This is a genomic window from Lachnospira sp., from assembly GCF_016290755.1.
Taxonomy (GTDB): Bacteria; Bacillota; Clostridia; order Lachnospirales; family Lachnospiraceae; genus Lachnospira; species Lachnospira multipara.
In genome coordinates this window covers 1-9,689 of record NZ_JAEEVD010000070.1, presented here as the reverse complement: position 1 = coordinate 9,689, position 9,689 = coordinate 1, and the positions used below count along the sequence as shown (strand labels likewise).

The following is a 9,689-nucleotide window of genomic DNA, read 5'->3' as shown; positions in this document are numbered from 1 at the left end:
AAGTTAAGCATAATTAAGGGTATGCATAAGATTTTCATAGAAGAATGGCTTTCTTATAGGGATAAGTTATCTTTAGTGGCAAAAACCAATGAGGTGACAGGGGAGCTAAAAAAAGGAGATTTAGCCATGCTTAATACTATGCTTGATATGTTAAATCAGGCTATGGAAAGTCTTGATATAGATACAGCAGATGAAATTATGACTAAGGTTAAAGATTTTAGTTTTGGGGATGAAGTGGATGCTTTAATGCCGAAGTTATCGGTGGCAGTTAAAGATCTTGATGAGGACGCGGTACAAGAGATTGCAAAGGAAATGAAAAGCTTCTTGTAGAAAGGACATTTATGAAGAAAATTTTATTAATTTCAAAGACCAACAATGATTCTAAAGAGTTAAACGATTACCTTCAAAAATATTTTAGGATACAGTTATGCCTAGATAATTTTTCTAGCCTGGAGTCCATGCTTACGCTAGTTGAGCCAGATTTTATAATTTGCCTGCTTCAAGATATGACAGATGATGATATAAGAAAACTAGGGATAATATCAAAGAATTTTCCAAAAATCCCGCTGATGACAGTAGGTTCTGATGAGAAAATTAAAAGCTATGAAAACATTTGCAAAAACATGCAAAACTATAGGTTTGAAAGAGAAGTTAATGGAGAGCTAATACTTAGAAGTATTTGTAGCATTTTAAAAATTAAGGTAGAAAATGTGCTAAAAGCAGGTACAGATGAAAAAAAAGAGGTATTAATCGTAGATGATGATGCCATGACTCTTCGTTCTATTAAGAAAATGCTAGACGATTACTATTCTGTATCTATTGCTAATTCAGGTATGAAGGCTATGACCTCAATTGGAAAAAAGAGACCAGATTTAATTCTTTTAGATTATGAAATGCCGGTATGCGATGGTAAACAAACTCTTGAAATGATTAAGGCGGATGATGATATTAAGGATATTCCAGTAGTTTTTTTAACAGGTGTTAATGATAGAGAACACATTGAGGCGGTTTTAAAGCTTTTGCCTAGCGGTTATTTATTAAAGCCAGTAAGTCAGACAAAGCTGGTATCTACTATAAAAAACATTATTGGATAGGAGTTTAGTATGGAGAAAAGGGGCAAAAGAAATAAATATTGGGAACAGATAAAGATACCTATGGTTATGATTCTGGTTGCTATTTTCATTAATTTGGGTGGAAAGCTAGTGGCTCTAAATCTTAATATTCCGCTGTATTTAGATACAGCGGGAACGATTCTTTGTGCCCTTTTGTGCGGATATCTTCCAAGTATTTTTGTGGCTCTAGTTACAAACTTTATCTCTATGGTAATGAATGAAAAATCTATATTTTATGATGTAATTAGTATCTTAATTGCTCTTTCTACTGTGTTTATAACTAGATCCGGTATGAAAAGAAGCATTAAAAGTCACATGATCTTAATTGCTACTTATACTTTCTTAGGGGGTATTTGTGGTGGACTTATTAGCATTTTCCTAAATAATATGTCTGTTAACGTTTACAATAGCTTTATTATTAATTATTTCCTAAGTAAGGGCATGCCTTTTGAAACAGGTTGGTATATTTCAAATCTTTTTTATGAGCTTATTGATAAGACCATTTCTTTTTCTATAGTGTTACTAATATTTAATTTAGTGCCTCAAAGACTTTATTATAAATTTGCTTTATGTCTGTGGCTTCAAAGACCGATGCCATTACAACCTATTATCGATTACGAGAAGACTAAGAGGTTTAAGGCTTCTATTAGAAATAAAATTGTATCAGTAATTATCTTATTCTCTACCTTTATAGCTATTGTTTCTGTCTTTATTTATATGACTTTGTTTGAGAGCTATTTAGTTAATAATAATACAGAATTAGCGATTAATACTAGTAAAGTTGCTTCACTTTTAATAGATGGAGATAAGGTAGAGGACTATCTTGATAGTATTTCAAAGGATAACGCTTATTATCGTACAGAGGAAGATTTAATTAGTCTTATTGAGAATACTAGTAATTGCAAATATATCTATGTATATCAGTTTAAATCCGATGGCTGTCATGTGGTTTTTGATTTAGATAGTCAGACAGAAACCACTCAAACTTTAGGCTCAGTTGTTACCTTTGACCCGAATTTTTTACCAAATATCAATGACTTTTTAAATGGTGATGAGATTGAGCCCGTATTATCTAAGGTAAGTGGAAACTACGCTATTACAGCTTATAGTCCAATTTATGATTCTAATGGAAAATGTGTTAGCTACGTAGCAGTAGACATAGTACTTGAAAATTATCTAAAACAAATCATGATTTACTTTAGTAGGTATTTAAGCGTGTTTATTGGAATTGTTATATTCTTTATTAGTTTTGGTATATGGATTTCAAATTATAATATTGTCATTCCTATTGACTCTATGACCTTAAGACTTAATTCTTTTGAATATAAGGATGAATATGACAGACAAGAAAATGTGGAGAAGTTTAAGAAACTAGATATAAAAACTGGGGATGAAATTCAGGGCTTGTATGAAAACATTCTTTCTCTTGCTAAGGAAAATGCTAAGTATTCCATGGAAAATAAAATGAAGATGGAAAATATAGAGCTAGCTAAAGGAAACATGGCTATCATATTGGCTACCATTATGAAGTATCGTAATTATTCTTCCGTGGAAAGAGTTGAAACAAGAAGGAGATATGTGGAAATCGTACTTAATAAAATGCTAGAACTAGGTTACTATAAGGATATTTTAAATAAGAGCCTTGCTAATGATATTGTTATATGTTCTCCTTTCTATAATGTGGGTAAAATCGGAATTCCAGATGATATCTTATCTAAGGAGGGAAATATAAGTCAGTTAGAAGAAGAGTTTATAAAAACTCATACAGTAATTGGCTATAATATTATCTCAGAGATTATGGAAAAATTACCAGATGCAAGCTTTTTAGCAGAGGCTAAAAATATTACTCATTATCATCATGAAAACTGGGATGGTAGTGGCTATCCAGATGGTTTAAAGGCAGAAAAGATTCCTATTTCTGCTAGAGTTATGGCAGTAGCAATTTATTATGATAAGTTAATTGTTGGACATGAATCAGAGGAATTAGAATTCCATAAGGCTTTCTTTGAATTAAATAGAGAGGCCTCACATATGTTTGATCCTTTAGTTGTAGATGCTTTTATTCAGGCTAAGGAGGATATAATTCAAGTATCAAAGGAAAGCGTAGATAAAACATAATGCTCTTTTTTCGCATATTTTGATGTGTTAGAATCAAGTTTGAAAGAATAGTAAAAATCCTTAAGGAGGACTAGTTTTGAAAAATATAATTATTGTGGGTTCTGGTTGGAGAGCATTTTTTTACTACAGAGTAATTAAGGCTCTGCCAGAGAAGTTTAATTTCCTTGCAATGCTTACAAGGTCAGAAGAGACTGCAAGCAGACTATCAAAGGAGCATGGCATTAAGGTAACAACTTCTAAAGAGGAGTGTATAAAGCTTTCTCCTGATTTAGTAGTGGTTGCAAGCTCTAAATCAAATATTGTAGAAACTGCTATGGAGTGGGCAGGACTAGGCTTTGAGGTCTTAATGGAGACACCAGCTGGAATTAATGAAGAGCAGTTTAGTGCCTTAATTAATTTTCCTTTCAAGGATAAGATTCAGGTAGCAGAGCAGTATCATAGATATCCAAGATTTCAGGCTATGAAAAAACTATTAGATAGACATATAATCGGGGATTTAATCGATATGTATTTCTCTTTTTGCCATGATTATCATGGAGTTAGCATGATTAGATTTTTCATGGGAGATTTAAAAAATGTAAAAATAGTTTCTTCTGTTAGCTATCCTTTTAAGATGCTAGAAACAGGAGCAAGAGCAGGCATAACCTACGCAGGTGACTTAAAGGAATATAAAAGAAACATCACTATTCTAGAACTTGAAAAAAATCGACATGTAATCTACGACTTTAGTGGTGTTCAATATCACACAGAAATTAAGTCATCTAGAGTAAGTATTCAGGGTAGTTTAGGTGAAATGCTAGATGATAGATTTTCTTATGCAAGGGAAATTGCTAAAGGAGAGAAGCTAGATTCTAAGGAAGTAGATTCTTATGAGGTAAAATATAGCTTAAGCTCATCTATTTCTTCTGGTGCAATTGGTAAGGATAGCCTTTATGACTATAGCCCAGAGGGAAAACATAAATTTTCCTATGAAAGCGATAAGCTAGTTTATCATTATGATGACAATAGGGATTTAGTTTCCATTAGTTTTAAAGGAGAAGAGCTTTGGACTAACGATTATTTATCTTGTGGTTTTAATAATGATGAAATCGGAATCGCAGATTTCTTGTCTGGCAAGGCAAAATATAGCGTGGACCAGGCAGTAGAAGATGCGAGACTTGCAAATGAATTTGCATAATCAAAGTGAGTTAAATGCTCCGCGAGGATGCGCACGGATTCGGACAGGAATTTGTCTGCTGAAGTAGACCCGAATCCGGCGCGCAAGACTCGCGAGCGAGTCTTGACACAATAAAAAGGGTCAGGTTAAAAGAAATTCCAAATTGGAAGTCTAATAACTTGACCCATTATTTTTTGGTTATTATTAAGTTATATTTTCAAAAATTATTTTTTATTTATTAATCTATGCAACTCCAGTAGTGCCAGCCTCTGTTTCTTCTGCAGTATCTTCTTCATTAATACTTGAAGCACTGACGCTTAAGATGATAGCTTCTGGGTTTGTGTGTACTGTAAGTTTAGGATTCTTGCAAATATCAAGATCCTTTACCTTAATGACTTCACCGAACTTAAGCTTTGAAGCATCAATTGTGATCTTATCTACTAAATCAGCAGGTAGAGCACTGTAAGAAACTTCTGTTAATTCTTCCTGAAGTACGCCAGATTGTACTTTATCTCTGTTTTCAATAACTATTTCTGCTACGGACTTAACAACTTCGTCCTTTAAAAGTTCCTGTAATGAAATCTCATTAATTACACCCTTGAAAGGATCGTAGTCGATAGATTTAATTAGAGCAAGGTGCTTCTCACCATCAATATCAAGTGTTACTTTAGAACCCTTGTTATTAGTTCTTAAGAATTTAGCTAACTCCAATTTATCCACTTTAAATAAAAGTGAGTCTTTTATCTCTTTTCCAAAAAGGCTTCCTACTACAAAACCTTCTCGTCTAAGCTTTTTAGCTTTGTCGGCGATATCTCTGCGCTGTGTTTTTAAAGTATCCATTTGTCTTTTACCTCCAAAAACTCCTCGCTTAGCAGCCTTCAAATTCCGCAAAAAAGAATTAGGTATTGTTAAGTGATATTTTTTTTTATTTAGTTTTAGTAAAACGTCTTACTGGCTCACATTATACACCCATGTTTTTTCTTTTGGCACGAATACATTAAAAACTTTATACTTTTTTTATAATTGAACTGGTAATTCCTTTAAACTTTCCCTATATTAGGTTAGAATATATGGGAGAAATCTAGTGTTTATGCTAGATATTAACTTAGGGAGAGTTTTATGAAAAAGAAAAATTTACTAGTTTTATTGTGGCTATCGCTTTTGCTAATTTGCCTACCTGCCTGTCAGGCTGCAAGCACCGATAGTCAAGCAACAGAGCCTAATCAGCTTGTGAATGAAAATGTATCAGATACCGCAAGTGAAGAAATCTTAAGCTCTGGGGAGAGCATTAACGATAATGCTGCTTACTCAACCGGCCTTGATGCCTTTAACTTGGCAGAAGTTCCGGCTTATTCGGGCAGCCCTTATTGTGAGATTAACGGCAATTGTCCATTTTTTACAAACGAAGAAATGACTGCAGAGAGCTATGAAAGCTACGGGGAGCTTGATAGTCTCGGCAGATGCCAGACTTGTGTTGCTTCCATTGGCAAGGATTTGATGCCCACTGAGAAGCGTGGCAACATTGGAAATGTGCATCCAACGGGCTGGCATTTGGTTAAGTACGCCGGAATCGACGGTAACTACTTATATAACAGGTGTCACCTCATCGGCTATCAGCTTACTGGTGAAAATGCAAACACAAGAAATTTAATTACAGGCACTCGTTACTTAAACGTAGAGGGTATGCTTCCTTTTGAAAATAAAACCGCAGACTACATTGAGTCTACAGGCAATCACGTAATGTATCGTGTAACACCTGTATTTGAGGGTGACAACCTTCTTGCTTCAGGGGTTCTTATGGAAGCAAAATCCGTGGAGGATAATGGCACAGGCCTTAGCTTCTGTGTTTATTGTTACAACGTGCAGCCAGGCGTAACAATAGATTATGCAACTGGTGATTCAAGCGGCCCAGAGTTTACAGGCAGTAGTTCTAGTAACTCAGGCAGCAGCTCTAGTAGTTCAGGTAGCTCAGGTAGTTATTCAGGTTCTGGATCTTCTTCTGGTTCTGCTAGTTCATATGATTCTGGAGCTGGAGCTTCCTCAGGAAGTGCAGGTTCTTCAGGTGCGGTGGCAGCAGGATCAAGTTCCTCAAGCTCGTATGTACTAAATACAAATACTAAGAAGTTCCACCGTCCAAGTTGTGGTTCAGTAAGTACAATAAAAGATTCAAACCGCCAAGATTATACAGGTTCAAGACAAGATTTGATAAATCAAGGTTATGAACCATGTAAGAAGTGCAATCCTTAGAAAATACAATTAATACTGTATTTTTTCATAAAATGTGAGAAAATCTTAAAAATTGGCTCATAAAATGTGAGAAAATCTTGAAATTTGCCTCATAAAATGTGAGAAAAGTTATAAATTTGCCTCATAAAATGTGAGAAAATCTTAAAAAATGCCTCATAAAATGAGAGAGAGAATTTGAAGTGCCTAGTAAGTAAAATAAGAATTAATTAGTTTTTTAGGAGTTTAGTTTTGAAAAAATCAGACATTAAAATCATAAAGTCGAAGAGAAAAACATTTTCACTAGAAATGAAAAATGATTTAAGTCTAGTTGCTAGAGTGCCAATTGGAGCTAGTTCTAAGGCAATCAACGACTTTATAACAAGAAGTGATTCTTGGATAAAAAAGACAGAAGAAAAAATTAAAGAAAACAAATCTGAATTTGGAGACGTAGCTAAATTATCAGATAGAGAGTTAAGAGATCTTTACAAGGTGGCAAAGGAAGAGTTGCCATTAAGGGTGGCTTATTACGCTAAGCTTATGAAGGTTTCTTATTATAAAATCACTATCAGAGCTCAACGTACAAGATGGGGCAGTTGCACAACAAAGGGCAATTTAAATTTCAACTGCCTGCTTATGCTTACTCCAAAGTGGGTGCAGGATTATGTGGTGGTGCATGAACTTTGCCACAGATTGCATATGAATCATTCTAAGGAGTTCTGGGCTGAGGTTGAGGGCGTTATGCCTAATTATAAAGAAGCGAAGAAGTGGTTGGCAGATAATGGCGGAAGCTTGATAGAGCGATTGCTCTAAATTTAATAAAGATATTGATGGCAGCTGCGCATGAATTTGCGTAGCTGTTTTGTGTGTGTGATGCTGTTTTGGGGCTTTTGACTTTTTGAAGCGAATTCCACACCTACAGCCACTACTTGCTAAATCGGGGTTTGGCATTGATTCGGGGTTTTTGACTTTTAGGAGAGAAATCACTGCCAATAGGCACAGAAGAATTCTTCTGTATGGCTCGGTAGCGTAGAATTTCCGGCTCCTGAGCTTCACTTTTTGACTTTATTGCTTAATAAAGCAAGTTATAGCCACTGTTTTTGAAGCCTTGAAAAAATTGCTTGTGACTTTTTTGAAATGAGATGTATAGAAAGGCACAAAACCCTGTCTACAAATGGGGAAAGGCGGTCTCTTCTTTTAAATTCTTGTGGCTAAAATTAGATTTCTTCTTGCTTTATAGGCACAACGCGTCTTTTTACTCTAATTTTACCAGTGGCTATAAGAGACCCAATTTGGATTCTTAGTCACATTCCCCCAAAAATAAAGCTCCGGAAGGGAGCAAAAGCCCCAAATTAGTGAGAATCCAATGAGAATCCCCACAAATCAAGAGTCCAGGAAATTCTAAGAATTTCCGCAGACTCCTTACATTTCCCCCACACTTTAGCAAGCTACATCAACAACTTGCTTTTTATTTTTAGTATGATAGAATACCCTACGTAGACAAGGGAGTCGTTAGCGAATAGCTTGCGACTCTTTTTTATTTGAACACATTGTAGGAGACTTTATGAATATTTTTGACATTATGGGGCCAATCATGGTTGGACCTTCAAGTTCACATACAGCAGGAGCTGCAAGAATAGGTTATGTTTCAAGACAGCTACTTGGAGAAGATTTAAAGAAAGCGGAAATTTTACTTCATGGCTCCTTTGCTGCAACAGGAAAAGGACATGGTACAGATAAGGCCATAGTTGCAGGACTTATGGGCATGATGCCAGATGATGAAAGAATTCCAGATGCTTTTGAAATTGCAAAGGAACAGGGAATTGAGATAAGCGTTGGAGAAGTTTTATTAAAGACAGAATATGCCAATGCTTGCCTACTAAATCTTGAGTCAGTAAATGGCAGAAGCCTAAAGATTATGGCTGCATCTCTTGGAGGCGGTAGAATTTCCATAGAGCAGATTGATGGGATCGATACACATTTTTCAGGCGATTATCCAACACTTATAGTCCACAACCTGGACCAGCCGGGTCATGTAGCTGAGGTTACATCAACACTTGCTCATAAAAGTGTTAACATAGCAACGCTTAATCTTTATAGAGATAAGCGAGGCGGATATGCAGTTATGATTATTGAAACTGATCAGGATATTCCAGAGACAGCCATCAAATGGATTGAGCATTTAGAAGGCGTTATAAAGGTAACTTATATTAATATCGAGAAACAGAAAGAGGCTTAATATGGCTTATACAAGTATTGTTGAATTAATTGATAATTGCACAGATGTGGAAGAACTTATTGATAGAATCATTGCTAATGATGCCAATGAACGTGGCATTAGCTGTGAAGCTTCTTTTGAGCAAATGAGAATTTTATGGGAGGCTATGCTTGCTTCTGTAAATAATTATGACGGTAGTTTAAAGTCCAATAGTGGCTTGTCTGGTGGCGATGCCAAGAAATATGAGGATTTTAGAAGAAATGGGGGTGGCGTAGTAGGAGATTTACTTGCTAATCTTATTACAAATGCCCTAAAGGTTTCAGAATCTAATGCTTGTATGAAGAGAATTGTTGCGGCACCAACTGCCGGATCTTGTGGTGTAATTCCAGCGGTTTTGATTACTCTTTATAATCATAGAAAGGCCAATTTAGCTAGCTTCCAGCCAACTCTTATTAAGAATGAAAATGTATTAAAGGACGATAACAATTTCACTCTTGATGATAAAATTGTACGAAGCCTTTATCTATCGGCAGCAGTAGGTGAGGTTATCGCTTTTAGAGCTTCAATTGCTGGAGCTGAAGGCGGATGTCAGGCAGAGATTGGCGCAGCAAGTTCAATGGCAGCTTGTGCCTTTGCTTATCTTAACGGTGGAAACATAGAGCAGATCATGCATGCCGGCGCTCTTGCTCTCAAGGTTTTACTCGGTCTTGCTTGTGACCCAGTGGGTGGCTACGTTGAGGTCCCTTGTATCAAGAGAAATGTTACTGGTGCTGCAAATGCAGTAACTTCCGCAGAGCTTGCTCTTGCAGGAATTGAAAGTAGAATTCCTTTTGATGAAGTTATAGATGCCATGGGTGAAATC

General features: G+C 35.8%; 9 protein-coding genes. 8 read left to right on the top strand and 1 reads right to left on the bottom strand.

The window, feature by feature from the left end:
• The 4 genes from QVA17_RS11615 to QVA17_RS11600 form a co-directional block, all read left to right on the top strand.
• Positions 1 to 330 (top strand): hypothetical protein (locus QVA17_RS11615; protein WP_287389080.1); only part of this gene is annotated, 330 nt, incomplete at its 5' end.
• Positions 331 to 341: 11 nt separating this feature from the next.
• A complete protein-coding gene (locus tag QVA17_RS11610) occupies positions 342 to 1,094 on the top strand; it encodes a response regulator (protein WP_287389078.1) in 753 nt (250 codons plus the stop codon).
• A gap of 9 nt (positions 1,095 to 1,103) precedes the next feature.
• Positions 1,104 to 3,230, top strand: coding sequence for an HD-GYP domain-containing protein (locus QVA17_RS11605; RefSeq protein WP_287389077.1), 2,127 nt, complete (start codon positions 1,104 to 1,106; stop codon positions 3,228 to 3,230).
• Between the two features lie 76 nt (positions 3,231 to 3,306).
• Entirely contained in the window at positions 3,307 to 4,407 is a 1,101-nt protein-coding gene (locus QVA17_RS11600) for a Gfo/Idh/MocA family protein (protein ID WP_287389076.1), read from the top strand.
• A 222-nt stretch (positions 4,408 to 4,629) separates the two neighbouring features.
• On the opposite strand, the gene QVA17_RS11595 is transcribed toward QVA17_RS11600, so the two are convergent.
• Positions 4,630 to 5,226: a 50S ribosomal protein L25 gene (locus tag QVA17_RS11595; RefSeq protein WP_287389074.1), complete on the bottom strand. Its 597-nt coding sequence runs from the start codon at positions 5,224 to 5,226 to the stop codon at positions 4,630 to 4,632.
• Positions 5,227 to 5,505: 279 nt separating this feature from the next.
• Here QVA17_RS11595 and QVA17_RS11590 point away from each other — a divergent pair, with 279 nt between their 5' ends.
• From QVA17_RS11590 to QVA17_RS11575, 4 genes are all read left to right on the top strand, one after another.
• Positions 5,506 to 6,633 carry a DNA/RNA non-specific endonuclease gene (locus QVA17_RS11590; protein ID WP_287389073.1) on the top strand — a complete coding sequence of 376 codons (1,128 nt, stop codon included), beginning with the start codon at positions 5,506 to 5,508 and terminating at the stop codon, positions 6,631 to 6,633.
• A 228-nt stretch (positions 6,634 to 6,861) separates the two neighbouring features.
• Positions 6,862 to 7,422: a M48 family metallopeptidase gene (locus tag QVA17_RS11585; RefSeq protein WP_287389071.1), complete on the top strand. Its 561-nt coding sequence runs from the start codon at positions 6,862 to 6,864 to the stop codon at positions 7,420 to 7,422.
• A gap of 751 nt (positions 7,423 to 8,173) precedes the next feature.
• The gene (gene sdaAB, locus QVA17_RS11580; protein ID WP_287389069.1) at positions 8,174 to 8,848 is read left to right on the top strand and encodes an L-serine ammonia-lyase, iron-sulfur-dependent subunit beta; all 675 of its coding nucleotides are present in this window, start codon (positions 8,174 to 8,176) and stop codon (positions 8,846 to 8,848) included.
• Position 8,849: 1 nt separating this feature from the next.
• The coding region (locus tag QVA17_RS11575; protein WP_287389068.1) for an L-serine ammonia-lyase, iron-sulfur-dependent, subunit beta at positions 8,850 to 9,689 on the top strand (840 nt) is incomplete at its 3' end.

Coding starts and splice junctions, on each gene's coding strand:
- QVA17_RS11610 (WP_287389078.1), top strand. CDS start 342: ATGAAGAAAATTTTATTAATTTCAAAGACCAACAATGATTCTAAAGAG.
- QVA17_RS11605 (WP_287389077.1), top strand. CDS start 1,104: ATGGAGAAAAGGGGCAAAAGAAATAAATATTGGGAACAGATAAAGATA.
- QVA17_RS11595 (WP_287389074.1), bottom strand. CDS start 5,226: ATGGATACTTTAAAAACACAGCGCAGAGATATCGCCGACAAAGCTAAA.
- QVA17_RS11590 (WP_287389073.1), top strand. CDS start 5,506: ATGAAAAAGAAAAATTTACTAGTTTTATTGTGGCTATCGCTTTTGCTA.
- sdaAB (WP_287389069.1), top strand. CDS start 8,174: ATGAATATTTTTGACATTATGGGGCCAATCATGGTTGGACCTTCAAGT.